This is a genomic window from Streptomyces ruber (assembly GCF_014648075.1).
Taxonomy (GTDB): Bacteria; Actinomycetota; Actinomycetes; order Streptomycetales; family Streptomycetaceae; genus Streptomyces; species Streptomyces ruber.
In genome coordinates this window covers 49203-73123 of sequence record NZ_BMQK01000023.1, presented here as the reverse complement: position 1 = coordinate 73123, position 23921 = coordinate 49203, and the positions used below count along the sequence as shown (strand labels likewise).

General features: G+C 73.4%; 22 protein-coding genes and 1 riboswitch. Of the genes, 15 read left to right on the top strand and 7 right to left on the bottom strand.

All coding sequences use genetic code 11. The annotated features are described in order from the left end of the window. Positions 1 to 36 precede the first annotated feature (36 nt). Positions 37 to 1488, top strand: coding sequence for an amino acid permease (locus tag IEZ04_RS31390; protein WP_189220375.1), 1452 nt, complete (start codon positions 37 to 39; stop codon positions 1486 to 1488). Between the two features lie 163 nt (positions 1489 to 1651). Next, entirely contained in the window at positions 1652 to 2968 is a 1317-nt protein-coding gene (locus IEZ04_RS31385; RefSeq protein ID WP_189220374.1) for an MFS transporter, read from the top strand. Positions 2969 to 2989: 21 nt separating this feature from the next. On the opposite strand, the gene IEZ04_RS31380 is transcribed toward IEZ04_RS31385, so the two are convergent. The 3 genes from IEZ04_RS31380 to IEZ04_RS31370 form a co-directional block, all read right to left on the bottom strand. Continuing rightward, positions 2990 to 3664 (bottom strand): DUF5995 family protein, encoded by a 675-nt coding sequence (locus tag IEZ04_RS31380; RefSeq protein ID WP_189220373.1) that lies wholly within the window; start codon positions 3662 to 3664, stop codon positions 2990 to 2992. A gap of 402 nt (positions 3665 to 4066) precedes the next feature. Continuing rightward, the gene (locus IEZ04_RS31375; RefSeq protein WP_189220372.1) at positions 4067 to 5488 is read right to left on the bottom strand and encodes a uracil-xanthine permease family protein; all 1422 of its coding nucleotides are present in this window, start codon (positions 5486 to 5488) and stop codon (positions 4067 to 4069) included. A 92-nt stretch (positions 5489 to 5580) separates the two neighbouring features. Next, a complete protein-coding gene (locus tag IEZ04_RS31370; RefSeq protein ID WP_189220371.1) occupies positions 5581 to 6792 on the bottom strand; it encodes an MFS transporter in 1212 nt (403 codons plus the stop codon). Between the two features lie 146 nt (positions 6793 to 6938). Here IEZ04_RS31370 and IEZ04_RS31365 point away from each other — a divergent pair, with 146 nt between their 5' ends. From IEZ04_RS31365 to IEZ04_RS31330, 8 genes are all read left to right on the top strand, one after another. Further along, on the top strand, positions 6939 to 8135 hold the full coding sequence (locus IEZ04_RS31365) for an ROK family transcriptional regulator (RefSeq protein ID WP_189220370.1): 1197 nt from the start codon (positions 6939 to 6941) through the stop codon (positions 8133 to 8135). Positions 8136 to 8443: 308 nt separating this feature from the next. After that, a riboswitch (FMN riboswitch) is annotated at positions 8444 to 8574 on the top strand. A 165-nt stretch (positions 8575 to 8739) separates the two neighbouring features. After that, positions 8740 to 9342: a riboflavin synthase gene (locus IEZ04_RS31360; RefSeq protein ID WP_189220369.1), complete on the top strand. Its 603-nt coding sequence runs from the start codon at positions 8740 to 8742 to the stop codon at positions 9340 to 9342. After that, entirely contained in the window at positions 9339 to 9974 is a 636-nt protein-coding gene (locus IEZ04_RS31355) for a nicotinamide mononucleotide transporter family protein (RefSeq protein ID WP_189220368.1), read from the top strand. Before IEZ04_RS31360 ends, IEZ04_RS31355 begins: the two co-directional genes overlap by 4 nt. A gap of 77 nt (positions 9975 to 10051) precedes the next feature. After that, on the top strand, positions 10052 to 11332 hold the full coding sequence (locus tag IEZ04_RS31350; protein ID WP_189220402.1) for a bifunctional 3,4-dihydroxy-2-butanone-4-phosphate synthase/GTP cyclohydrolase II: 1281 nt from the start codon (positions 10052 to 10054) through the stop codon (positions 11330 to 11332). A gap of 43 nt (positions 11333 to 11375) precedes the next feature. Beyond that, positions 11376 to 11861: a 6,7-dimethyl-8-ribityllumazine synthase gene (ribH, locus tag IEZ04_RS31345; RefSeq protein ID WP_189220367.1), complete on the top strand. Its 486-nt coding sequence runs from the start codon at positions 11376 to 11378 to the stop codon at positions 11859 to 11861. A gap of 34 nt (positions 11862 to 11895) precedes the next feature. Next, the gene (locus IEZ04_RS31340; protein ID WP_189220366.1) at positions 11896 to 12168 is read left to right on the top strand and encodes a phosphoribosyl-ATP diphosphatase; all 273 of its coding nucleotides are present in this window, start codon (positions 11896 to 11898) and stop codon (positions 12166 to 12168) included. A gap of 88 nt (positions 12169 to 12256) precedes the next feature. Continuing rightward, a complete protein-coding gene (hisG, locus tag IEZ04_RS31335; RefSeq protein WP_189220365.1) occupies positions 12257 to 13114 on the top strand; it encodes an ATP phosphoribosyltransferase in 858 nt (285 codons plus the stop codon). Between the two features lie 56 nt (positions 13115 to 13170). Next, entirely contained in the window at positions 13171 to 13626 is a 456-nt protein-coding gene (locus IEZ04_RS31330; protein WP_189220364.1) for a PH domain-containing protein, read from the top strand. A 277-nt stretch (positions 13627 to 13903) separates the two neighbouring features. Here the strand turns inward: IEZ04_RS31330 and IEZ04_RS31325 are convergent, their stop codons facing one another. Both IEZ04_RS31325 and IEZ04_RS31320 read right to left on the bottom strand, forming a co-directional pair. Then, positions 13904 to 15772: an AAA family ATPase gene (locus IEZ04_RS31325; RefSeq protein WP_189220363.1), complete on the bottom strand. Its 1869-nt coding sequence runs from the start codon at positions 15770 to 15772 to the stop codon at positions 13904 to 13906. 442 nt (positions 15773 to 16214) lie between these two features. Continuing rightward, positions 16215 to 16850 (bottom strand): uridine kinase family protein, encoded by a 636-nt coding sequence (locus IEZ04_RS31320; RefSeq protein WP_373296389.1) that lies wholly within the window; start codon positions 16848 to 16850, stop codon positions 16215 to 16217. A 196-nt stretch (positions 16851 to 17046) separates the two neighbouring features. Between IEZ04_RS31320 and IEZ04_RS31315 the strand changes: the two genes are divergently transcribed. The 3 genes from IEZ04_RS31315 (at position 17047) to IEZ04_RS31305 (ending at position 20404) form a co-directional block, all read left to right on the top strand. After that, on the top strand, positions 17047 to 18432 hold the full coding sequence (locus tag IEZ04_RS31315) for a C39 family peptidase (protein WP_189220362.1): 1386 nt from the start codon (positions 17047 to 17049) through the stop codon (positions 18430 to 18432). A gap of 152 nt (positions 18433 to 18584) precedes the next feature. Next, a complete protein-coding gene (locus IEZ04_RS31310; protein ID WP_189220361.1) occupies positions 18585 to 18725 on the top strand; it encodes an SCO1431 family membrane protein in 141 nt (46 codons plus the stop codon). Positions 18726 to 19231: 506 nt separating this feature from the next. Continuing rightward, a complete protein-coding gene (locus IEZ04_RS31305) occupies positions 19232 to 20404 on the top strand; it encodes an acyl-CoA dehydrogenase family protein (RefSeq protein WP_189220360.1) in 1173 nt (390 codons plus the stop codon). Here the strand turns inward: IEZ04_RS31305 and IEZ04_RS31300 are convergent. Both IEZ04_RS31300 and IEZ04_RS31295 read right to left on the bottom strand, forming a co-directional pair. Further along, positions 20367 to 20657 (bottom strand): hypothetical protein, encoded by a 291-nt coding sequence (locus IEZ04_RS31300; RefSeq protein WP_189220406.1) that lies wholly within the window; start codon positions 20655 to 20657, stop codon positions 20367 to 20369. The two genes, IEZ04_RS31305 and IEZ04_RS31300, sit on opposite strands and share 38 nt — an antisense overlap. A gap of 236 nt (positions 20658 to 20893) precedes the next feature. After that, complete coding sequence (locus IEZ04_RS31295) at positions 20894 to 21319, bottom strand: hypothetical protein (RefSeq protein WP_189220359.1); 426 nt, start codon at positions 21317 to 21319, stop codon at positions 20894 to 20896. Positions 21320 to 21594: 275 nt separating this feature from the next. Here IEZ04_RS31295 and IEZ04_RS31290 point away from each other — a divergent pair, with 275 nt between their 5' ends. Together IEZ04_RS31290 and IEZ04_RS31285 are read left to right on the top strand one after the other, a co-directional pair. Next, positions 21595 to 22035, top strand: a complete 441-nt coding sequence (locus tag IEZ04_RS31290; RefSeq protein WP_005485572.1) for an Lrp/AsnC family transcriptional regulator — start codon at positions 21595 to 21597, stop codon at positions 22033 to 22035. 71 nt (positions 22036 to 22106) lie between these two features. Further along, positions 22107 to 23735 (top strand): amidohydrolase, encoded by a 1629-nt coding sequence (locus tag IEZ04_RS31285; protein ID WP_189220358.1) that lies wholly within the window; start codon positions 22107 to 22109, stop codon positions 23733 to 23735. The last annotated feature ends 186 nt before the right edge of the window (positions 23736 to 23921 follow it).

Below are 23921 nucleotides of genomic sequence, written 5' to 3'. Positions count from 1 at the left end.
CCCTCCCCGACCCGGCAGCGATCAAGGAGCCGACGCGTGCTCGACCACGGCGCACCCCCACAGTCCCCCCAGCCCTCCGCAGGCGCCCGTCTGATGCGCCGCAAGCCCGTGGAACGGCTGGTCGCGGAGAGCGGCCGCGGCGAGGGCGGCTCGCTCCGCCGCTCCCTCGGCCTCTGGCAGCTCACCATGATCAGTATCGGTGCCACGCTCGGCACCGGCATCTTCGTGGTGCTCGGCGAGGCGGTCCCCGACGCCGGTCCCGCCGTCACGCTGTCCTTCGTGATCGCCGGTCTCACCGCGCTGTTCTCCGCGCTGTCGTACGCCGAGCTCGCGGGCACCATCCCGGTCTCCGGCTCCTCCTACTCGTACGCGTACGCCACGATGGGCGAGCTGATCGCCTGGATCTGCGGCTGGTGCCTGATCCTGGAGTACGGCGTGTCGGTCGCCGCGGTCGCGGTCGGCTGGGGCGAGTACCTCAACGAGCTCCTCGACGGGACCATCGGCGTCACGATCCCCGCCGCGCTGTCCGCACCGCCCGGCGACGGCGGCATCTTCAACCTGCCCGCGCTGCTCGTCGTCCTGCTCGCGATGGCGTTCCTGCTCGGCGGCGCCCGTGAGTCCGCCCGGGCCAACACGATCATGGTGGTCGTGAAGATCGCCGCGCTGCTGCTGTTCTGCGTGATCGGCGTCATGGGCTTCCGCTCCGGCAACTACGAGAACTTCATGCCGCTCGGCATGGCCGGTGTCAGCGCCGCCGGGGCCACGCTCTTCTTCTCGTACATCGGCTTCGACGCGGCCTCCACCGCGGGCGAGGAGGCGAAGAACGCCCAGCGCGACCTGCCACGCGCGATCATGCTCTCGCTGCTGATCGTCACCGCGCTGTACGTCCTCGTCGCCGCCGTCGCGGTCGGGGCGCGGCCCTGGCAGCGGTTCGACGGTTCGGAGGCCGCCCTCGCCGGGATCATGAAGGAGGTCACCGGGGACGCCTTCTGGGGCACGCTGCTCGCGGCCGGCGCGGTGATCGCCATCGCCAGCGTCGTCCTGACCGTGCTGTACGGCCAGACCCGCATCCTGTTCGCCATGTCCCGCGACGGACTGGTGCCCAAGGCGTTCTCGCGGGTCCACGCGAAGACCGGCACGCCCCGCGTCAACACGGTGATCGTGTCCCTGTTCTGCGGGGTGCTCGCCGCCGCGGTGCCGCTCGGCCAGCTGGCCGACGCCACCAGCATCGGCACGCTGTTCGCGTTCGCGCTCGTCAACGTGGCGGTCGTCGTGCTGCGGCGGACCCGCCCCGACATGCCGCGCACCTTCCGGCTGCCGCTGTCGCCGCTGCTGCCCGCGCTCGGCTTCCTCTTCTGCGTCTGGATGATGTCCAGCCTCGACGTCGTCACCTGGGTGGTCTTCGGGATCTGGATGGCGGTCGGACTCGTGCTCTACTTCGGTTACGGTTACCGCCGGTCCCGTCTCGCGACGTCCGGGACCTCCTGAACCCGGGTCGCCCAGTGCCCCGCGCCCCTTCCGGGGCGCGGGGCACGTTGCGTAGCATCCGGTCCATGACCTGGCGACATTGATCTCCCAGCCGTGCCTCCCGAGGGCCGCCTCGGACGCCGTACCCCGGCGTCCGAGCTGTCGGTCCCTACGGGAAGGCCCCATGACACCCTCATCCGCGCATGTGCCCGGCACCGGCCCACGAGTCCGGCGGCTGACGGTCACGCTGTACGGCTACGCGTTCCTCGACGACCTGGTCCTGCTCTACCCGGTGTACGCGCTGCTGTTCGCCGACACCGGTCTCTCGGTCGGGGAGATCTCCTCCCTCTTCGTCCTCTGGTCCCTGACGGGTGTCCTGCTGGAGATCCCGTCCGGCGTCTGGGCCGACACGGTCTCCCGGCGTCTGCTGCTGTGCACCGGGCCGTTGCTGGGCGCCGTGGGCTTCGGCCTGTGGGTGCTGTTCCCCTCGTACTGGGCGTTCGCCGCCGGGTTCGTGCTCTGGGGCGTGCACGGAGCGCTCGGCACCGGCGCGCTGGAGGCGCTGGTGTACGAGGAGCTCGACCGGCTCGGCGCGGCCGGCCGCTACGCCCGTGTCATGGGCCGCTCCCAAGCGGCCGCGCTGCTGGGGGTGATGGCGGCCATGGCGCTGGCCGGACCGGTCCTGGCCCGCGGCGGCTACGGGGCCGTGGGGCTGGCCAGCGTGCTCGCCTGCCTGCTGACCTCGGCGGTCGCCACCCGCTTCCCCGAGCACCGGGACCGCAAGGGCGGTCGGGGGGCCGGGAGCGGGGACCGGGCCGCCGCCCTGCGCGCGGGCCTCGCCGAGGCACGCGGCAACCCGCCCTTGCGCGGCGCGCTGCTGCTGGTCCCGGCCGTGGCCGCCGTGTGGGGCGCGCTGGACGAGTACACATCACTGCTGGTGCGTGAGACCGGCGTGGCCGACAGCACCGTCCCCTGGCTGCTGCTCGTCGTCTGGGCCGGGGCCACGGCGGGCGGTCTGCTGGCCGGTGCGGCGGAGCACCTCGGCGACACCGGGCTGGCCGCGCTGCTCGCGGGTTCCGCCCTGGCCCTGGCCGCCGGTGCCGCGGCGGGGACACCGGCCGCCCTCACACTGGTGGCCCTCGCCTTCGGCGGCTTCCAGCTGGCGCACGTACTGGCCGACGCCCGGCTGCAGCAGCGCATCGAGGGCAGCGGCCGTGCCACCCTCACCTCGGTGGCCGGAGTGGGCACCGAGCTGGCCACCATCGGCGTGTACGGAGCGTACGCGACGGCCGCGTCGGCGACGGCCCATGGCACGGCCTTCGCCCTGTTCGCGCTGCCCTACCTGGTGACGGCGCTGCTGCTGGTGGCGCGACGGCGCCGTCCAGGCCGGCCTGACCGGTCACCGGGGCGTCGTGCACCGCTCCGGCGGGGCGGCCGGTCCGTCCCCGGGCTCGGGGACGCGTACGACGGGACCGCGCCGGTGGAGCTGTCCGAGGACTGACCTGACCTCGCCCCGCGCACCTCAGTCCGGCAGGGGTGTGAGCAGCATCCGGCCCGCGAACCCCGCCGCCGTGTCCAGGCGCCGCCCGCACTCCTCGGCGAGGTCCGGCAGGCCGCGCAGCGCCCACAGCGCGCGGGCCGCCGACCAGGCGGCGTCGCGCGCCCGCTCCAGACTCCAGGCGCCGAGCAGGTGCGTCAGCGGATCGGCGATCTGGAGCAGGTCCGGGCCCGGCATCAGGTCCTCGCGGATGCGCTCCTCCAGCGTGACGAGGAGGTCGCCGACGTGGTCGTACTCGTCCTCCAGGTCGGCGGGTTCGCAGCCGAGCGCCCGGCAGGCGTCCACGACGGCGAGCGCGAGGTCGTGCCCGATGTGGGCGTTGATGCCGGCGAGCGCGAACTGCAGGGGACGCACCCCCGGATGGCGCCGGAACTGCAGCAGCGGCCGCCAGCAGGCGGGCGCGGAGATCCCCTCGGCCACCGTCAGGTACCGCTCGGCGAACCGTACGTCCAGCATGACCGCGGCCTCGGCGTCCGGGAACCGTCCCGCGTCCACCTCGCGGTCCACCGCCTCGGTGACCGCCAGGTAGACCCGGTTGAACACCGCGATCCCGTCCCGCTCCGGCAGGGCCGCGTCCAGGGCACGCATGCGGACGAGGACTGCGTCCACGGAGGTGGTGAGACGGTCGGATCGCGCCATGGGGGCAGCGTCCCAGCCCCGCGCCGACCGGAGTGCCGCCGTACGGGGCGCTTCCCCGGAACGGGGGAACGCGTCCGCGGCGGGGAGGGAGAAGCACCAGGTGCCGGGCTCGAACGCCCGGTCTTCCGCCGGGCGTTCGGCGGAAGGCGGCGCGGGACGCGGAGCGAGGCGCCGGCGCGCGGCCCTCCTGCCCGGCGCCGTGGTCGCCGCGGCCTCGGCCGTGGCCGCCGTCGCCACCGTCACCGGACTGCCGGCCGTCGCGGACGGCGACGGCCGGCCCGACGAAGCGCGGCCCGAGGTGTCGCACTCGGCCGGCCCGCGGGGCAGGACCGCATCGACGCTTGTCCGTGGTCCGTGGTCCGGCGGCCGAGGCCCGGCCGGTGCGTTGCCGCCCGGTTGCGCCTACGACCCGGCGCGCCGGGAGTCCGCTTCCGCGCCCGGGCCGTCCGTACCCGTGCCCGAGTACGACGAGGTGCCCTCGTCCAGCAGCGGCTCCTGCTTCTTCAGGTGCTCGGGGGCGAGGGCCCGCAGCGCGTGGTAGCCGGTGATGACGACGATCGTGCCGAGCGCGATACCGCTCAGCGAGAAGTTGTCGGTGAACTTCATGGTGACGTCGCCGACGCCGATGATGATGCCCGCGGCGGCCGGCACCAGGTTCAGCGGGTTGCGCAGGTCCACCTTGGCGTTGACCCAGATCTGGGCGCCGAGCAGGCCGATCATGCCGTACAGGATGACCGTGATGCCGCCGAGGACGCCGCCCGGGATCGCGGCCACGACCGCGCCGAACTTCGGGCACAGGCCGAAGAGCAGCGCGAACACCGCCGCCGCCCAGTACGCGGCCGTCGAGTAGACGCGGGTCGCCGCCATCACGCCGATGTTCTCGGAGTACGTCGTGTTGGGCGGGCCGCCGACCGCCGTGGAGAGCATGGAGCCCACGCCGTCCGCCGAGATGGCCGTGCCCAGCTTGTCGTCCAGCCGGTCACCGGTCATCTCGCCGACCGCCTTGACGTGCCCGGCGTTCTCCGCGACCAGCGCGATCACGACCGGCAGCGCCACGAGGATCGCCGACCACTCGAAGGTGGGGCCGTGGAAGTCGGGCAGGCCCACCCAGGCCGCGTCGCCGACGCCGGAGAGGTCGAGCCGCCAGTGGTCGGTGACCTTGCCGCTCGCGTCCGTCGAGTGGATCTGCCCGAAGACCAGGTCGAAGACCCAGGAGATGCCGTACCCGAAGATCAGCCCCAGGAAGATCGCGATCCGCGACCAGAAACCGCGCAGGCACACCACGGCCAGACCGGTGAACAGCATGACCAGCAGCGCCGTCCACTGGTCCTGCGGCCAGTACGTGGCGGCGGTGACCGGGGCGAGGTTGAAGCCGATGAGCATGACCACCGCGCCGGTCACGATCGGCGGCATCGTGGCGTGGATGATCCGTGCGCCGAACTTCTGCACGGCCAGCCCCACCAGGAACAGCGCGGCACCGACGACGAGCACCGCGCCCGTCACCGTCGCGCTGCTGCCGCCCTGCGCGCGGATCACCGCGGCGACGCCCACGAAGGACAGCGAGCAGCCGAGGTAGCTGGGCACCCGGCCGCGGGTCGCGAGCAGGAAGATCATGGTCGAGACGCCCGACATCATGATCGCGAGATTGGGGTCGAGGCCCATCAGCACGGGCGCGACGAAGCTCGCCCCGAACATCGCCACGACGTGCTGGGCGCCGAGCCCGGCGGTGCGCGGCCAGGAGAGCCGCTCGTCGGGGCGGACGACCGCTCCGGGCGCGGGGGTGCGCCCGTCTCCGTGCAGCTTCCAGCGGACGCCGAGATCCATGGTGGGGTTTCGCTTTCGTCGTGCGTGTTTCTGGCCGAAACAGTCGCGAACATTGTCGCGAACATTGTGACGCCAAAAAGGGCACCGTTCGTTCAGGGCCTCGGTCCGGGAACCGCCGCGTCCGGAGCGCCGGTCCTCGGACGGTCCCGGTCGGCGGTGCGCAGGACGCCCGCGAAGACGGCGAGACCGCACGCCAGGAAGGTGACCAGCCCGAACGACACCACGAGGCTCGTCGCCTCCGCCACCGTGCCGATGGCGCTGGGCGCCACGAGGCCCGAGGTGTAGGTGATGGTGGCGACGCCCGCGATGGCCTGGCTCGGGTTCGGGCCACTGCGCCCGGCCGCCGCGAAGCAGAGCGGGACGACCACCGCGATGCCGAGGCCCAGCAGCGCGAAGCCCGTCATCGCCACCACCGGACGGTCCGTCGCGACCACGAGCAGCCCGCCGAGCGCGGCCAGTGCCCCGCCGACCCGCACCGTGCGGACCGCGCCGAAACGGTTCACGACGGCGTCGCCCGCGATCCGGGCCAGTGCCATGGTCAGCATGAAGCCGGTCGTCGACGCCGCCGCGAGACCCGCCGAGGTGCCGAGCTGGTCCCGCAGGTAGACCGCCGACCAGTCCAGGCTCGCGCCCTCCGCGAACACCGCGCAGAACCCGACCGCGCCGATGAGCAGCGCCGACCTCGGCGGCAGCGAGAAGCGCGGCGGCGGTTCCTCGTCCTGGTCCGGCCGGAGGTCGAGCACCCACTGGCAGGCCGTCAGGCCGAGCACGGTGAGGGCCGCCGCGGCCAGCGCGTGGTGCAGCCGGGCGTCCGAGCCCAGGTGCGCGGCGAGCGTGCCGGCCGCCGAGCCGGTCAGGGCGCCCACGCTCCACATGCCGTGCAGCCCGGACATGATCGACTTGTGCAGCCGGCTCTCGACCTCGACGCCCAGCGCGTTCATCGCCACGTCCGACATGCCCGCGGTCGCCCCGTACACGAAGAGCGCCAGACACAGCGTCCACAGGTTCGGCGCGAGGGACGGCAGGACCAGGGCGAGCGTCCACAGCGAGAGCAGGGCGCGCAGCGCCGTACGGGTGCCGAGGGCGTGGCTGATCCGGCTCGCGAGCGGCATCGCCAGGGACGCCCCGAGCGCCGGGAAGGCGAGGGCGAGACCCAGCTGGCCCGCGCCGACCGCCGCGTGGTCCTGGATCCAGGGCACCCGGGTGGCGAACGACCCGGTGACCGCGCCGTGCACCGCGAACACGGCGGCCACGGCGTACCGGGCGCGCCGCACGGTGCGCTCGTCGTGGGCGACTCCGCTCATGCTTCCTTGTCATCCTTCCCTGGCCCGGGTGACCGCCTCCGTCGGCGGCACCGTAAACTATCAGGAACCCTTCCTGATGAATAGCGTGCCGGACAGCGCGCCGGACGGACGGGGTCAGCGCGCCGCCGACCTGGGAGGATCCCGGCATGCCCGCATCACCGAGCACTGCCCGGGCCATCAACGACCGGCTCGCCCTGCGTCTGCTCCAGGAGGAGGGGCCGTTGACGGCCGGACAGCTCAAACAGCTCACCGGTCTGTCCCGGCCGACGGTCGCCGACCTCGTGGAACGGCTGACGGCCGCCGGGCTGGTCGCGGTCGTGGGGGAGTCGGGGAGGCAGCGGCGCGGCCCGAACGCGCGCCTGTACGGCATCGTCGCCGACCGCGCCCAGCTGGCCGCGCTCGACGTCCGCACCGAGGGCGTCACCGTCGTCGTGAGCGACCTGCTCGGCACCGAACTCACCCGGGCGTCCGTACCGATCGCCGACGGCACGGGCACCGGACTCGCGGTGGAGCGGGCGGTGGTGCTGGTCGAGCACGCGGCGAAGGAGGCGGGTGCCGACCGGCTGCACACGGTCGGCATCGGCGCGCCCGGACTGATCGACCCCGCGGGCGGCGAACTGCGCGACTCCTCCGGGCTCCCCGCATGGCACCGCCGTCTGGTCGCGGCCCTCGGGGAGTGCCTGCAGGCCCGCGTGCTCGTGGAGAACGAGACCAACCTCGCCGCCCTCGCCGAGCGGCGCGACGGCGCCGCCCGCGACCGGGACACGTTCGTGCTGCTGTGGCTCGGCATGGGCACCGGGGCGGCGGTCGTCCTGGACGGGCGTCTGCGCCGCGGAGCCTCCGGCGGCACGGGCGAGATCGGCTTCCTGCCGGTGCCGGGAACGGGGGCGCTGCCCTCGGCGACCGACTGCGCGGGCGGCTTCCACGCGCTGGTGGCGGACGAGGCCGTGGCACGCCTGGCGGGGGAGCACGGGCTGACGGCGCCCCGCACGGCGACCGGACCGTACGCCGCCGCGCTGGTGGGGGCGGCCGTGGACGGGGCCGCTTCCGGTGCCGGGGCCGCGACCCGTTTCCTCGACGCCCTCGCCGACCGGGTCGCCATCGGGACCGCCTCCGTGGTCGCCGTGCTGGACCCCGGCTGTGTGGTCCTCGGCGGGGAGATCGGGCAGGCGGGCGGTGCCCTGCTCGCCGCCCGGGTCGAGGAGCGGCTCGCCCGGCTGTCGCCGCTGTCGACCGAGGTGCGGGCGAGCGGGCTGGGGGGCGGCGCCGTGCTGCGCGGGGCGCTGCTGATGGCCCGGGACGCGGCGCAGGACGAGCTGTTCGGGGCGCCGTCGCGACGCTAGCGCTGGAGACCCGGCGGCGGGGCAAGGGCCTTCGTCACCGCCGCCGGGTCGTTCGAAGGGGCTGCCGTGATCGCCGACCCTAAGAGGACTAGACCAACTGGTCAATAAGCAGGGGCCGGTTGATGCGGACCGGTTGATGCGCAGTGGTGCGACCAGGCGCGTCGTCGTGCGCGAAAGGGCATGCCGCCCTCTTGGTGGTCCCCCCGGCGGCCGCCGGGGAAGCGCGAGAAAGCCGTCTGTGAGCCACCCCACAGCATCCGCCCGCCTGAGTGACGATCAGGCGTGGCACACTGGCCATGTACCAGAAGCAGCGCACTCCGGGGTCGGTGAAAGTCCGAACCGGCGGTTACAGTCCGCGACCCGGTCGCTTCCAGCGGCCGGTTGACCAGGTGAAATTCCTGGACCGACGGTTAAAGTCCGGATGGGAGGCAGTGCGCGGCGGGCGGGCATACGTGCGCGCCGCCGTCTGTTCTCGGTCCGTCCTCCACTGTGAGGGGCGGGTCTCACACACGGCGTCGCTCCCGGTGTCGCGGTCCGTTCATGTCTGTCTTCTCGACAGCCCCGGAGTCCGATCCGAGCCCCATGAGGCAGGAGGACCCGGGAAGTGTTCACCGGAATCGTCGAAGAGCTGGGTGAGGTCACCGCCGTCGAGAACCTCGGCGACTCCTCCCGCTTCCGTCTGCGCGGTCCCGTCGTCACAAAAGGCGCGCGGCACGGCGACTCCATCGCCGTCAACGGCGTCTGTCTCACCGTCGTGGAGCACGCGGGCGACGAGTTCACCGCCGACGTCATGGCGGAGACCCTGCACCGCTCCGCCCTCGGCGCCCTCACGGTCGGCTCCCGCGTCAACCTGGAACGCCCGACGGCCGTGGGCGCGCGCCTCGGCGGGCACATCGTGCAGGGCCACGTCGACGGCACCGGCGAGATCCTGGCGCGCGAGCCCTCCGAGCACTGGGAGATCGTGAGGATCTCGCTCCCCGCGGACCTCGCGCGCTACGTGGTCGAGAAGGGCTCCATCACCGTCGACGGCATCAGTCTCACCGTCGTCGACGCGGGACCCGACCACTTCACCGTCAGTCTCATCCCCACCACGCTCGCCCTGACCACACTCGGGAACAAGCAGCGCGGCGATCTTGTCAACCTCGAGGTCGACATCATCGCCAAGTACGTCGAGCGGCTGCTCGCGGGGCAGGAGGCAGGCAAGTGAACTGGCTCAATTCCGAGGCCTTCGTCCTGTTCCACCAGCACATCAAGTGGTCGGACATGATCGGCAACGTCATCGGTCTGCTCGGCCTCGCGCTCGGCTGGCGCCGCTCCCTGTGGAGCTGGCCCGTGCAGTTCCTCTCCGGCCTCATCCTCTTCGCCGCCTTCGCCACCGCCCACCTCTCCGGCAGCGCGGGCAAGCAGGTCGTCGTCATGCTCGTCGCCGCCTGGGGTTTCCGGCAGTGGAGCCGCGGCAGGGGCCAGTCCGCGGACGGCTCCATCGCCGTACGGTTCGCCACCTGGCACGAACGCGCCTGGCTCGTCGCCACGGCCGCCCTCGGCACCCTCGCCGTCGGCACGCTGTTCACCGCCTTCCCGGCCCTGTCCTGGGACCCCTGGCCCGACGCGTACATCTTCGTCGGCACGGTCGTCGCCATGTACGCCCAGGCGCGCGGCATGGTCGAGTTCTGGTTCGCCTGGCTGCTCGTCGACCTCGTCGGCGTCCCCCTGAACTTCGCCAACGGCTTCGCCTTCTCCGGATTCGTCTACGTCATCTACGGCGCGCTCGTCCTGTGGGGCATGCGCGACTGGTGGCTGCGCTCCCGTCAGCCCGCCATGGAAGGAGCCCCCGCATGACCGCCCGCACCTCGCCCGCGCCGCCCCGAGAGGGCACGTCCGGCACCCTGCCCGAGGAATCCGCCGTCAAGCCCCCCATGCGGGTCCTCTACAGCACCGACAGCCTCGACGGCTTCCACCTCGACCCGGTCGAGCAGGCCGTCGCCGACATCGCCGCCGGCCGGCCCGTCGTGGTCGTCGACGACGAGGACCGGGAGAACGAGGGCGACCTCGTCGTCGCCGCCGAGATGGCCACCCCCGAGATCGTCGCCTTCATGATGAGCGAGTGCCGGGGCCTGATCTGCGCGCCCATGGAGGGCGACGAGCTCGACCGGCTCGACCTCCCGCAGATGGTCTCCGACAACAACGAGTCGATGAAGACCGCGTTCACCGTCTCCGTGGACGCCGCCGAGGCCCACGGCGTCACCACCGGCATCTCGGCGGCCGACCGCGCCACCACCCTCCGGCTGCTGGCGAGCGGCGCGGCGCAGCCGGGCGACTTCGTCCGCCCCGGCCATGTCTTCCCGCTGCGCGCCCGGCCCGGCGGCGTGCTCGCACGCGACGGCCACACCGAGGCCGCCGTCGACCTCGCCCGGCTCGCCGGACTGCGCCCCGCCGGCGCCATCGTCGAGATCGCGGGCGAGGACGGGCGCATGCTGCGCCTGCCCGAGCTGGTCGCCTTCGCCCGCAAGCACGGCCTGACGATCATCTCCATCGAGGACCTGATCGCCTACCGCCGCACCGCGGAGCCCACCGTCCGCCGCGAGGCGAGGACCCAGCTGCCCACGGCGTTCGGCGAGTTCACCGCGTACGGCTACCGCTCCACCGTCGACGGCGTCGAGCACGTGGCCCTCGTCCACGGCGACATCGGCGACGGCGAGGACGTCCTCGCCCGCGTCCACTCCGAGTGCCTGACGGGCGACGTCTTCCACTCCCTGCGCTGCGACTGCGGCCCCCAGCTCCAGACCTCGCTGGGGCGCATCGCGGCCGAGGGCCGGGGCGTGGTCGTCTACCTGCGCGGCCACGAGGGGCGCGGCATCGGCCTGCTGTCCAAGCTGCGCGCGTACGAACTCCAGGAGCGCGGCCGCGACACCCTCGACGCCAACCTGGAGCTCGGCCTGCCCGCCGACGCCCGGGACTACGCCGCGGGCGCCCAGATCCTGAAGGACCTCGGCGTACGCAGCGTGCGCCTGATGACCAACAACCCGGAGAAGACCGAGGCGCTCACCCGTCACGGCCTGGAGGTCACCGGCAGGGAGCCGATGCCCGTGCAGGCCGGTGAGCACAACCTCCGCTACCTGCGCACCAAGCGGGACCGGATGGGGCACGACCTGCCCTGGCTGGACACGGGCACCGTGTCCACCTGCGGCAATCAGTGACAGCACGGCAAGCAGCGAAGAACCAGAAGAACCAAGGAGAGACGTGAGCGGCAAGGGCGCACCCGAACTGTCCGTACGCAACTGCGGCGACCTGCGCGTGGCGGTCGTCGCGGCCCAGTGGCACGAGAAGGTCATGGACGGTCTCGTCGACGGGGCCCTGCGCGCCCTGCGCGAGCTGGGCATCGACGAGCCGACGCTGCTGCGGGTCCCCGGCAGCTTCGAGCTGCCCGTCGTCGCCAAGGTCCTCGCGGGCCGCGGCTACGACGCGATCGTGGCGCTCGGCGTCGTGATCCGCGGCGGCACCCCCCACTTCGACTACGTCTGCCAGGGCGTCACCCAGGGCCTCACCCAGGTCTCCGTCGACACCGGGGTCCCCGTCGGCTTCGGCGTGCTGACCTGCGACACCGAGGAGCAGGCCCTGGACCGCGCGGGGCTGCCCGGCTCCGCCGAGGACAAGGGGCACGAGGCGGTGACCGCCGCCGTCGCCACCGCCGCCACCCTGCGTTCGGTATCCGAGCCCTGGCGCTGAGGCACCCGCGGGTACGCGTAGGGTAGTGGGCACCATGTCCAAGAAGACGTTCGAGGAGCTGTTCACCGAGCTCCAGCACAAGGCGACCCACGGCGACCCCGCCACCTCGCGCACGGCCGAGCTGGTCGACAAGGGTGTCCATGCCATCGGCAAGAAGGTCGTCGAGGAGGCGGCCGAGGTCTGGATGGCCGCGGAGTACGAGGGCAAGGACGCCGCCGCCGAGGAGATCTCCCAGCTGCTCTACCACGTCCAGGTGATGATGGTCGCGCGCGGGATCTCCCTCGACGACGTCTACGCCCACCTCTAGGCCGCGTCTCCCCCGACCGACACGCCCCGCACGTCCCGTACACCCAGCACGTCCCGTCCCATCGCGTCGAACGAAGGAAGCCCCGCTCATGCTGCGCATCGCCGTCCCCAACAAGGGTTCCCTCTCCGGCCCTGCGGCGGAGATGCTGCATGAGGCCGGCTACCAGCAGCGCCGCGAGTCCAAGGAACTGCGCATCGTCGACCCGGTCAACGAGGTCGAGTTCTTCTACCTCCGCCCCCGCGACATCGCGATCTACGTCTCCTCCGGCCGCCTCGACATCGGCATCACCGGCCGTGACCTGCTCATCGACTCCGGAGCGAACGCCGAGGAGATCCTGCCGCTCGGCTTCGCCCGCTCGACGTTCCGCTACGCCACCAAGCCGGGCACGGCGAGCGGCGTCCAGGACCTCGGCGGCATGACGGTCGCCACCTCGTACGAGGGCATCGTCGCGGGGCACCTCGCCGACAACGGCATCGACGCCTCCGTCGTCCACCTCGACGGCGCCGTGGAGACGGCCATCGAGCTGGGCGTCGCGGAGGTCATCGCCGACGTCGTGGAGACCGGCACCTCGCTGCGCAACGCGGGCCTCGAGGTGATCGGCGAGCCGATCATGAAGTCCGAGGCGGTCGTCGTCCGCCGCACCGGCGCGGACGCCGAGTCCGAGACCGAGCCGAAAGTGCAGCAGTTCCTGCGGCGCCTCCAGGGCGTCCTGGTGGCCCGCACGTACGTGATGATGGACTACGACTGCCGCGTCGAGCAGCTGGAGAAGGCCGTCGCCGTCACCCCGGGCCTGGAGTCGCCGACCGTCTCCCCGCTGCACAACGAGGGCTGGGTCGCCGTCCGCGCGATGGTCCCGGCCAGGGAGGCGCAGCGGATCATGGACGACCTGTACGCGCTCGGCGCACGGGCCATCCTGACCACGGCCATCCACGCCTGCCGCCTCTGACACCGCCGCCGCATCCGAGGCCTGACTTCTCACCGAGGTTCGAGGAACCGATTCCGATGTCGGATCTGCCCGCTCTTCCCGTCACGTTCCGGCCGGGCCGCACCCGGGCCGTCCTGCTCACCGCGGGCGTCGCGATCTTCGTGGTGATCACGGTGGTCGGGCTGCTCCTGAAGCACCTCGGCCCGGGGGAGCGGCTCAGCTTCGTCTTCACCGGGGCGCTGCTCGGCGGCGTGCTGTTCCTGCTCGCCCGGCCCAGGGTCGTCGCCGACGAGTCCGGGGTCACCGTCGTGAACATCGCGGGCAGAAGGCGCCTGGATTGGGCGGAGATCCTCCGGGTCAACCTCCGTTCCGGCGACCCCTGGGTCTTCCTCGACCTCAGCGACGGCACCAGCCTGCCCGTGCTCGGCATCCAGCCGGGCATCTCCAGGCAGCACGCGATCGAGGACGCGCGGGCGCTGCGGGCGCTCGCCGAGGCGCACGGTGCCACCCACCGGGAGCCGCGCGAAGGGTGACGGGGAACCGCAGGTGACCCTGCCGTACGGACCGCCGTCCGGAACAGTGCGGTGACGGAGGCGTTCCCGTGCGCCGCCGCCGGGGCCGCGAGGTGGCGGGCGCCCGCAAGGGCTCTCCTTCCAGCTCCCCGGCACCCGGCTCGGCATCGCCCTCACCTCGCTCGTGCGTGGCCGGCCCGCAGTGCGTCCCGCTGCCGAGGGGACGGCCGTGGCGGGCTGCCCGGGCGCGGTGCCGCGCGGCGCCGTCCCGCCCGGCCGGCTCATCCGGCCCGCCGGCTCACATGGCCGACGGACCCTGCGGTGCCCGTCCGGACAGGACCTCCCCGTACGCCTGCATCAGGTCCGGCAGCCGCAGGGTCGACAGGTCGTCCCTCGTCGGCACGGACGGATAACCCGACAGCCGCAGGTCCCGGTACGCACAGCTCTTCTCGTACAGGGTCCGCAGGAACCGCCCGTTGCCGAGCTCGTCGATCCAGCCCTGTTCCACGACGTGGCCGCTGATGGAGCGCAGCTCGTCCAGCGCCTCCTCGTCCCAGACGTCCCCGTTCTCCGCGGCCAGCACCTCGCCGATGGAGGTGAGTTCGAGGGGCCGGTACGAGGGGAAGTCGACGCGGGTGGTGAAGCGGGAGGACAGTCCGGGGTTGGCGGCGAGCAGCCGGTCCATGCCCTCCGGATAGCCCGCCAGGATGACGACGAGGTGGTCGCGGTTGTCCTCCGCGCGCTTCAGCAGCACCTGCAGGGCCTCGTCGCCGTACGCGTCGCCCTTGCCGTACCCGGAGTTGGACAGCGAGTACGCCTCGTCCACGAACAGGACGCCGCCGATCGCCGAGTCGATCAGCTCGTTGGCCTTCACCGCCGTCTGCCCGAGGTACTCGCCCACCAGGTCGGCGCGCTGCGCCTCCACCAGATGGTCGCCGCCCAGCAGCCCCAGCGCGTAGAAGACGCGGCCGAGGATCCGGGCGACCGTCGTCTTGCCGGTGCCGGAGGGACCCGAGAAGACGAAGTGCCGCTTGGGCGGTTGCACGGGCAGCCCCTGCCCCGCCCGCAGCCGCGCCATGTTGAGCTGCGCCGAGAGCGCCTTGACCTGGCGCTTGACCGGCTCCAGGCCCACCATGCGCTCCAGCTGCGCGAGCGCCTCCTCCAGCAGGACGGGATCGGTGGGCCCGGTGGGCAGCGGCTGGACCGGCGTCACGGCGGCCTTCTCGCGCACCACGGTGTCGGTCGTCTCCGGCGGCAGTCCGCCCGGCGGGGGGAGGTCGGGTTCGATCTTCAGGTCCCGTTCCTCGATGCCGAAGATCGGGTCGACGCCGTCCGGTCCGTCCAGGAGGTCCGGTCCGCCCCCGCCCAGCGCCAGTGCCGCGAGGTCGCCCGCGTCGTCGAGCCCGTCCCCCTCGGCGATCGCCGCGAGCCGGGCGGAGGTGTCCATGAAGGCCGGGTCCACCCGGTGCACGGCCCGGTACAGGGGCAGCGCCGCCGCGGACCGTCCGGTGCCCTCGTGGGCCCGTGCCAGCCAGTACCGCAGCTCCTTGCGCTGCGGCTGCTCGCTGCGGCAGCGCATCAGCGCGGTCGACAGCAGCGGCTCCGCCTGTCCGTACATCTCCAGCCGGACCCGGGCCATGCCGCCGAACAGGCCCGCCTCGATGCCCAGCATCGGGTCGTCGATCAGCGGGTCCGTGTGCCGGACCAGTTGCTCCCAGTCCTTGACGAGATAGGCGCGGCAGGCGTGCAGGAACCGGACCTGGGGGTCGGCGTCGACGGGGGGCAGTCCCGCGAGTGCCCGGTCCAGTTCGGGGACGTGCCGGCCGTCCAGCCAGTGCGAGGCGTGCGCCAGCAGCAGGTCGCGGGGGCTCTCCAGCACCGGCTGCACCCACCAGCCCAGCCAGTACCAGGAGTTGAGGGTGCGCCGGTGCCGGGCCCGCTGCTCGCCGAAGCGCTCCCGGTGCCGGAACATCCTGAGCAGCGCGGTGGTCGTGTCCACCCGCAGCGCGTGCAGCCCGAGCCAGCCGTCGGCCATCCCGGGATCCATCCGCACCGCGGTGCGGAACTCCTCCTCCGCCTGCGGGTAGGCCCCCATGGTGTAGGCGTCCACGCCTCGCACCCAGGCGAGGTCGGCGGGAGCCTCGGGGCCCCGCGTGCCGAAGTCCATCACGTCCCCCACAAACCGTGCCCCCGTCGGTATGCCATCGGCTGCCACCGAGCAGTGCCGTCGGCAGCCCTCGTCGAACCGCTGTGCTGCGGACGGGAGTTGTCACGGTGCGCTGAAGCAGCCGTCCGAAGGTCGCACCGAAGGCATCGTACCTGCGGGGGAGTGGCCCGCCGAAGGGTGCCGCACGCCCCGTCTTGCGAGGTGGGAGCGGACGGGGCGCACCGCACTCGGTGACCCAGGGTGAACGGATCGCGCCTCGGAGACGTCGCCGAGGGGGGATCGTGGGCAGAACGAAGCCCCCGATCACGGGGGAACAACCGGGGGCTTCGCGTCCATGGCGGCCATGAAAGGCCGCACATTGAGAACGTAAGTCCTGTACGGCCCCCCGGTCAAGCCGAGTCGGAGCACTGAAGAAAGTTCAGGCGCAAGGGTCTTCACGAGTTCAGCACACCGGGGGCGGACCGTCACCGTGTGTGAGGATGAGGGGGGTATCGCAGGCCCCACTAGGGCCCGGCAGCACCTCGTAGCCCTCAAGAAACTGCCGCACCAGAAGATCGGCGAACGGCCGGGAGGGATCCTCCGCGAAGTGCCGGCGCTCGGCGGCGACCCATCCCCTCCAGAAGTCCCGCTGGGCCTCCCCGTCCCGCGACCGCCCGCGCGCCCAGGCGTCGTCCGGCGGCAGCTCCATCCACAGCAGCCGCGCGAGATGGGGCCGCAGCGCCCGGCGGCCGGCGCCGACCCCCTCGACGAGCACCACGGGCGCCGGGGGCAGCGTCCGGGCGGGCCCGGAACGGCGCGCGTGCCAGTCGTACGGGAGATAGCGCGCGATCCCGCCGCGGGCGAGCGGCTCGATCACCTGCTCCAGCAGCCGCCCGGTCCAGTCGAAGAGCTCCTCGTGGGTGGCGATGTCGTCGAGGTGGAGGACGGGCGCGCCGCCCAGTGCGCCGGACAGCCGCCCGGCGAAGGTGGTCTTCCCGGAGCCCGCGTGCCCGTCGACACCGATCAGACGGACCGTCCCGCAGGAGGGCGGCAGGTGACGCAGGCGGCTGGCGAGCTGATGGATGGCGGTCCCCGTAATGCTGCGAAGGTCGGTGCGGTCACCGACTCTACTGCGGCCACGCGCGTCACCACCGCCCCGCCCGAAGTGGTCTCGACCAATATTGGTGGACGCGGCCGTGCGCGGGGTGCTGGCAGAAGTCGGGCTCCGCCGTCCATAGTTGGCCCACAGCCGTCGTCTGAGCCGCGCCTTCCGCAACCCTGGGGGTAACCCGCCCATGAGCAACGCTTCTCAGCTGTCCCGCAGAACCGTTCTTGCGGCGGCCGTCGCCGCCGCCGCGGCGGGAGCCGCGGGACCCGCCGTAGCCGCCGGCCGCCCCACGGGGACCTCCCCCGCCGTCTCCGCCGTCCTCGGCGGCAGGAGCGGCGGCACCGCCGTGGACAACCACGCCTGGACCTCGTACGCCGACTGGCGCGGCGGCAGCGCGGTGGGGACGCGTGCCGAGGCGGGCGCGCGTCCCGGCCTGGTGTTCGACCGGCCGGCCGGCACCACCGACTACACCGACCCGCACACCGGCACCACCTCCGCCTGGGAGTACGCCACCTGGACGTCCCCCGCCCACGAGCTCACCGTGCCCGCCACCGAGGCCGTCACCTCCTGGAACGCGGACACCCCGGCCGGCACCTGGATCCAGGTCGAGCTGCGGGGCACGTACTCCGACGGGAGGGAGACGCCCTGGTACGTGATGGGGCGCTGGGCGGCCGGCGACCGGGACATCCGGCGCACCTCCGTCGACGGCCAGGGCGACGGCAGGAGCAGCGTCTGGACGGACACCTTCGCGATCGACGACCCGGCCTCCGGGCTGCGGCTCGCCGCGTACCGGCTGCGGCTGACCCTCCACCGCAGGCCGGGCAGCGCGAGCACGCCCAGGGTGTGGCGGCTCGGCGCGATGGGCTCCGCCGTCCCGGACCGCTTCACCGTCCCGGCCTCCACCCCCCGGCTCGCCGCGGAGCTGAAGGTCCCGCGCTACTCGCAGGAGGTCCACAAGGGCCGCTACCCCGAGTACGACAACGGCGGCGAGGCCTGGTGCAGCCCCACCTCCTCACAGATGATCATCGAGTACTGGGGGCGGCGCCCGAGCAAGGAGGACCTCGCCTGGGTCAAGCCCGGCTACTCGGACCCGCAGGTGTGCCACGCGGCCCGGTTCACGTACGACTACCAGTACGGCGGCTGCGGCAACTGGTCCTTCAACGCCGCGTACGCCGCCACGTACGACGACCTCCGGGCGGTGGTGACCCGGCTCGGCTCGCTCGGCGAGGTGGAGACGCTGATCGCGGGCGGCATCCCGGTGATCACCTCGGTGTCGTTCCTCGCCTCGGAGCTGACCGGCGCGGGTTACGGCACGGCCGGTCACCTGATGACCGTGATCGGGTTCACGGCGCGGGGCGACGTGATCGCCAACGACCCCGCGTCGCCGGACAACGCGGCCGTGCGCCGTGTGTACCGGCGGCACGAGTTCGAGACCATCTGGCTGCGGACCAAGCGGTACAACGCCGCCGGAAGCGTCGTCTCCGGCACGGGCGGGATCTGCTACCTGTACTTCCCGGCGCGTCCGACCGCCCAGCAGCGCAGGGCGCTGGCGGCGGTGGGCGTGGTGTCCTGACGCCGCCGTCCGGGACGGACCGGTGCGGCCCCCGGGCGCCCGGGGGCCGCACCCGTGTGACCGACGTCTCGACGGCACAGGCCCCGTCCGGTGGCAAGGTGGACGGGCAGGCGGGGGAGTGCAGCACCCGACGACGACACCCGTGAGAAGCCATGACCGCGACATCCGCGACCACCACCCGAGCCCGTACCGGCGGCCCCGAGGACGACGGTCCCGCCCTCCTCGAGCACGTCCTGGGCTGGATCCTCGTCGTGGTCCTGGCGATGCTGGTCACCCGGCTCGGCCTGCTCTGACCCGAGCGGCGGCCGTGCCCGCCCCGCCGGACCGACCGCGACCGGGCGGAAGCTGACAGGGCGGAAGCTGACAGGGCGTCGCAGGAGGTGCCGGCCGAGGGGGCGTACGGCCGGCGCGACATCGCGGCCCTGCCGCGCACGGGCCTCCCCGGGTGGGTGTGCGCGGCGTCGAGGGCGCCACCCCGGACCGCATCGACCGCCCCGCCCCGCCCACGCCCGCGCCGCGACTCCTGAAGCGCGCTCCCCCTCGCCTCGCGCCCGGTCGGCTGCCGGTTCGCGTTCGTTCCGCGACCGGGCGGACGACCGTTTCCGCGATGTGTCCCAATAAACGGTCGTTAACTGGTGACTCGCCGCCCGCGATCGGGCATACTCCAACCGCCAAGGCCGCTGACCAGCAGCTTCCGTGACCCGGAAGGGTGTTGTCGGCTGTGGCCCGTGAGACCCGGCGACGCCCCTCAACCCGGTGCGTCCGCAGGGGCCGCCCCGACAGGGAGGAGAGCGTCGCCATGCCCGACCGCACCGTACCGCCGGTGGACCGGCAGCTGCCCTCGGACGAGGCCCGGGACCTGATCTCGCTCGTCCGCGGCATCGCCGCGCGGGAGATCGCCCCGCACGCGGCCGAGGCCGAGGAGGCCGGACGCTTCCCCCGGGAACTCTTCTCGCTCCTGTCCCGGGCGGGGCTGCTCGGCCTCCCGTACGGTGTGGAGCACGGTGGCGGCGACCAGCCCTACGAGGTCTACCTGCAGGTCCTGGAGGAGCTGGCCGCGGCCCGTCTCACCGTCGGCCTCGGCGTCAGCGTGCACTCCCTGTCCTGCCACGCGCTCGCCACCTTCGGCACCAAGCAGCAGCGGATCGAGCACCTGCCCGCGATGCTCGGCGGCGGACTGCTCGGCGCGTACTGCCTGTCCGAGCCGACCTCGGGCTCGGACGCCGCGTCGCTCCGCACGAAAGCGGTGCGCGACGGTGAGGAATGGGTGCTGACCGGGACGAAGGCGTGGATCACCCACGGCGGGATCGCCGACTTCTACACGGTCATGGCCCGCACGGGTGTCGAGGGCCCCCGGGGCATCACGGCCTTCCTGGTGCCCGGGGACGCCCCGGGGCTGAGCGCCGCGGCGCCCGAGAGGAAGATGGGGATGAAGGGCTCGCCCACCGCGCAGGTCCACTTCGACGGGGTGCGGGTCCCGGACGAGCGGCGCATCGGCGAGGAGGGGCAGGGCTTCGCGATCGCCCTGTCCGCGCTCGACTCCGGGCGGCTCGGCATCGCGGCCTGTGCGATCGGCGTGGCGCAGGCGGCGCTCGACGAAGCGGTGGCGTACGCCACCGGGCGGCAGCAGTTCGGACGGCCGATCTCCGACTTCCAGGGGCTGCGCTTCCTGCTGGCCGACATGGCGACGCAGATCGAGGCGGGCCGGGCCCTGTACCTGGCGGCGGCGCGGCTGCGGGACGCGGGCCTGCCGTTCTCCCGGCAGGCCGCCATGGCGAAGCTGCACTGCACCGACACCGCGATGAAGGTGACCACGGACGCCGTCCAGGTCCTCGGCGGTTACGGCTACACGGCGGACTTCCCGGTCGAGCGGTACATGCGCGAGGCCAAGGTGCTGCAGATCGTCGAGGGCACCAATCAGATCCAGCGCATGGTCATCGCCCGTCACCTGGTGGGACAGGACTCCCGCTGAGGACACCCGGGCCGAACGGGTCCGGGTGCACCGCGAGCGTGTCGGCGTCGTACGGGGGTGTCGCGAGCCGGGCCCACTCCGGGTCGTGGTGCCCCGGCAGCGTACGGCCGCGCTCCGCCCAGCTGCGCATCAGGGCGCGGTAGATGGGCGGGTCCTGGACGGGCCGGCCCCGCCGCCGCGCGACGGGTGCCGAGGACGAGGCCGGGACGGTGATGTGGAGCGGACGCCCGGTCACGGAAGAGGTGGGGGTCATGCCGGGACAACGCGTGCGCCGGTGGCACGGTCACCGGCACCGGGATTCGAGCCTGTGTCCAGGCCGGACCCGGACGGGGGTCCGGTCGGGCGGGGCGGGCCGGTCGACGTGCTGTCGGCCCGGGCGTCCGGACGCACCCGTTCCGCACCGCAGCGGGCTCGCTGCGTGGCGCGGGGCGTTCACGGAAGGGGGGGCGGGCCGGGCGGAGGCCGTGCTCGGCCCGGCGGGCGTGGCCGTCAGGCGGCCCGGCGCAGCGCCGGCATCCGCATCGGGCGCGAGCCCGGGCCGCCGACGTGGGAGAAGGGCTGCGTGCGCCAGTCGAGTCCCTGGGGGAGCGTCAGCAGGAGCGCGGTGTCCTGCTCCTGGACTTCCGCGGACCGGTCCGCGGGCCGTGCGTCGGCCGCCGCGCGGCCCGTACCGGCGCAGACCGTGAGCCCGAACGGGTTCCACGGCGAGGCGCACAGCGCGTGCTCCGGCAGGTACTCCTCGTCCGCCAGGAGCGCGATGGGCTGCGCGCAGTCCGGGCAGATCACCCGGTACATCTCGAAGGTGTCGTAGGCGTCGGGCTCGTCGTCGGGTTCGACGCCCTCCGGCTCGGAGTCGACGATCAGGAAGTGCGTGCGCTTGGACGCGCCGCGACCGACGCGCTTGGAGTTCTGCATGGGTTACTCCCCCTAGTGCTGGGCCGTGAGGCGCTGCGGCCTCGACCACAGCAACCACTTCCCGTCCGCTTCCCGCGGTAATCACGGGAACATCACGAAGCCTGTTCCTGCACTGTGGCGTTCGTCACATGTGAGAGTATCCGCGTCCTGCGCGGCCGGTACGGCCCCGTGCCACCCGGACGGCCCACGGACAGCGCGCGGGCACCTCACGAACCGGCTATGACCTGCGCCGCCGGGTATCCGAGGAGATCAGCCGCCCTGTAGGTTCCTGTGCCATGGAGGAGCTGGACCGACAGATCGTGCAGCTGCTCGTCGCGGACGGGCGGATGAGCTACACCGACCTGGGCAAGGCGACGGGCCTGTCCACGTCCGCCGTGCACCAGCGGGTGCGCAGGCTGGAGCAGCGCGGCGTCATCCGCGGGTACGCCGCGGTCGTCGACCCAGAAGCCGTCGGGCTGCCGCTGACCGCGTTCATCTCGGTCAAACCGTTCGACCCCAGCGCCCCCGACGACATCGCCGAACGCCTGGCGGGCGTACCGGAGATCGAGGCGTGCCACAGCGTCGCGGGCGACGAGAACTACATCCTGAAGGTCCGCGTCGCCACCCCGCACGAGCTGGAGGAACTCCTGGCCCGGCTGCGGTCGCTGGCGGGCGTGTCGACACGCACGACGGTGGTGCTGTCGACGCCGTACGAGGCCAGGCCGCCGCGCATCTGAGCACCCGCGCCCCGGCGGATGCCGGGGGCCCGCGCGCGGGGCGCGCACCGCGAGGGGCGAGACTGTTGTCCATGAGTGAGAGCACCGCCTCGTCGGACACCGTGCTGCTGCGCCGTGGAGAAGTACACAGTCCCGCCGATCCCTTCGCCACCGCCATGGTGGTGGAACGCGGCCAGGTGGCCTGGGTCGGCTCCGAAGGCGCGGCCGACGCCTTCGCGGACGGCGTCGACGAGGTGATCGACCTGGACGGCGCCCTGGTCACCCCGGCGTTCACCGACGCGCACGTGCACACCACGGCCACCGGTCTCGCGCTGACCGGTCTCGACCTGTCCGACGCGCCCTCCCTGGAGGCCGCCCTCGACCTCGTCCGCGAGTTCGCGGCGGCCCGTCCGGCGGACCGGGTCCTGCTCGGCCACGGCTGGGACGCCTCCCGCTGGCCGGGCGGCCGTCCCCCGACGCGCGCCGAGCTCGACCGGGCCACCGGCGGCCGGCCGCTCTACCTGAGCCGCATCGACGTGCACTCGGCGGTCGTCACCAGCGCGCTGCTCGGCCTGGTCCCCGGCGGCGGCGGCCTCGCGGACGCCCCGCTGACCGGCGACGACCATCACGCCGTACGGGCCGTCGCGCTGGGCTCCGTGACCTCCGCCCAGCGCGCCGAGGCGCAGCGCGCCGCGCTCGCCCACGCCGCGTCCCTCGGTATCGGCACCGTCCACGAGTGCGGCGGCCCGGAGATCTCCTCGGAGGACGACTTCACCGCCCTGCTCCGGCTCGCCGCCGAGGAGCCCGGCCCCCGCGTCGTCGGGTACTGGGCCGAGCAGGGCGACGAGGGCGTCGCGAGGGCGCGTGCGCTGGGCGCGGCCGGCGCCGCGGGCGACCTCTTCGTCGACGGCGCCCTCGGCTCGCACACCGCGTGCCTGCACGAGGCGTACGCCGACGCCGGCCACACCGGCACCGCCCACCTCGACGCCGCGGCCGTCGCCGGCCATGTCGTCGCCTGCACCGAGGCGGGGCTCCAGGCGGGCTTCCACGCCATCGGCGACGCCGCCGTGACCACCGTCGTGGAGGGCGTGCGGGCGGCCGCGGAGAAGGTCGGCCTGACCCGTGTCCGCGCCGCCCGGCACCGCGTCGAACACGCCGAGATGCTCACCCCCGAGACCGTCGCCGCCTTCGCGGAACTCGGTCTCATCGCCTCCGTGCAGCCCGCCTTCGACGCGCTGTGGGGCGGCGAGGACGGCATGTACGCCCGGCGGCTGGGCGCCGACCGGGCCCGGACGCTCAACCCGTACGCGGCGCTGCTGCGGGCCGGTGTCCCCCTCGCGTTCGGCTCGGACAGCCCCGTCACCCCCCTGGACCCGTGGGGCACGGTCCGCGCGGCGGCCTTCCACCGCACCCCGGAGCACCGGGTGTCCGTGCGGGCCGCGTTCACCGCGCACACCCGGGGCGGCTGGCGGGCGGTCGGCCGGGACGACGCGGGCGTGCTCGTGCCGGGCGCGCCCGCGGACTACGCCGTGTGGCGCACCGACGCGCTCGTGGTCCAGGCGCCCGACGACCGGGTCGCCCGCTGGTCGACCGACCCCCGCTCGGGCACCCCGGGCCTGCCCGACCTGAGCCCCGGCGGCGACCTGCCGGTGTGTCTGCGCACGGTCGTGGGCGGCCGCACGGTGTTCCTGCGGCCGGACGCGGGTGGCGCGGCCCGCTGAGGAACGGCCGTCAGGCGCCGCGGCGCGTCGGTTTCCGGCCCCGGACCGCCGCAATCCGGGCATTGTGCGCCCGCCGGACGGGCTTCCGCCCCGCTCACGCGGGGCCGACACCCCCGTACCCGCTCACTGCGCCGTCGACGCAGGCCGTGCCCACTATGGTGGTCCTCTGCGTACGGACTCGAAGGG

Coding starts and splice junctions, on each gene's coding strand:
- IEZ04_RS31315 (WP_189220362.1), top strand. CDS start 17,047: ATGAGCAACGCTTCTCAGCTGTCCCGCAGAACCGTTCTTGCGGCGGCC.
- IEZ04_RS31385 (WP_189220374.1), top strand. CDS start 1,652: ATGACACCCTCATCCGCGCATGTGCCCGGCACCGGCCCACGAGTCCGG.
- IEZ04_RS31375 (WP_189220372.1), bottom strand. CDS start 5,488: ATGGATCTCGGCGTCCGCTGGAAGCTGCACGGAGACGGGCGCACCCCC.
- IEZ04_RS31310 (WP_189220361.1), top strand. CDS start 18,585: ATGACCGCGACATCCGCGACCACCACCCGAGCCCGTACCGGCGGCCCC.
- IEZ04_RS31305 (WP_189220360.1), top strand. CDS start 19,232: ATGCCCGACCGCACCGTACCGCCGGTGGACCGGCAGCTGCCCTCGGAC.
- IEZ04_RS31300 (WP_189220406.1), bottom strand. CDS start 20,657: ATGACCCCCACCTCTTCCGTGACCGGGCGTCCGCTCCACATCACCGTC.
- hisG (WP_189220365.1), top strand. CDS start 12,257: ATGCTGCGCATCGCCGTCCCCAACAAGGGTTCCCTCTCCGGCCCTGCG.
- IEZ04_RS31365 (WP_189220370.1), top strand. CDS start 6,939: ATGCCCGCATCACCGAGCACTGCCCGGGCCATCAACGACCGGCTCGCC.
- IEZ04_RS31330 (WP_189220364.1), top strand. CDS start 13,171: ATGTCGGATCTGCCCGCTCTTCCCGTCACGTTCCGGCCGGGCCGCACC.
- IEZ04_RS31350 (WP_189220402.1), top strand. CDS start 10,052: ATGCGGGTCCTCTACAGCACCGACAGCCTCGACGGCTTCCACCTCGAC.
- IEZ04_RS31380 (WP_189220373.1), bottom strand. CDS start 3,664: ATGGCGCGATCCGACCGTCTCACCACCTCCGTGGACGCAGTCCTCGTC.
- IEZ04_RS31340 (WP_189220366.1), top strand. CDS start 11,896: ATGTCCAAGAAGACGTTCGAGGAGCTGTTCACCGAGCTCCAGCACAAG.
- IEZ04_RS31370 (WP_189220371.1), bottom strand. CDS start 6,792: ATGAGCGGAGTCGCCCACGACGAGCGCACCGTGCGGCGCGCCCGGTAC.
- IEZ04_RS31290 (WP_005485572.1), top strand. CDS start 21,595: ATGGAGGAGCTGGACCGACAGATCGTGCAGCTGCTCGTCGCGGACGGG.
- IEZ04_RS31285 (WP_189220358.1), top strand. CDS start 22,107: ATGAGTGAGAGCACCGCCTCGTCGGACACCGTGCTGCTGCGCCGTGGA.
- IEZ04_RS31325 (WP_189220363.1), bottom strand. CDS start 15,772: ATGGACTTCGGCACGCGGGGCCCCGAGGCTCCCGCCGACCTCGCCTGG.
- IEZ04_RS31295 (WP_189220359.1), bottom strand. CDS start 21,319: ATGCAGAACTCCAAGCGCGTCGGTCGCGGCGCGTCCAAGCGCACGCAC.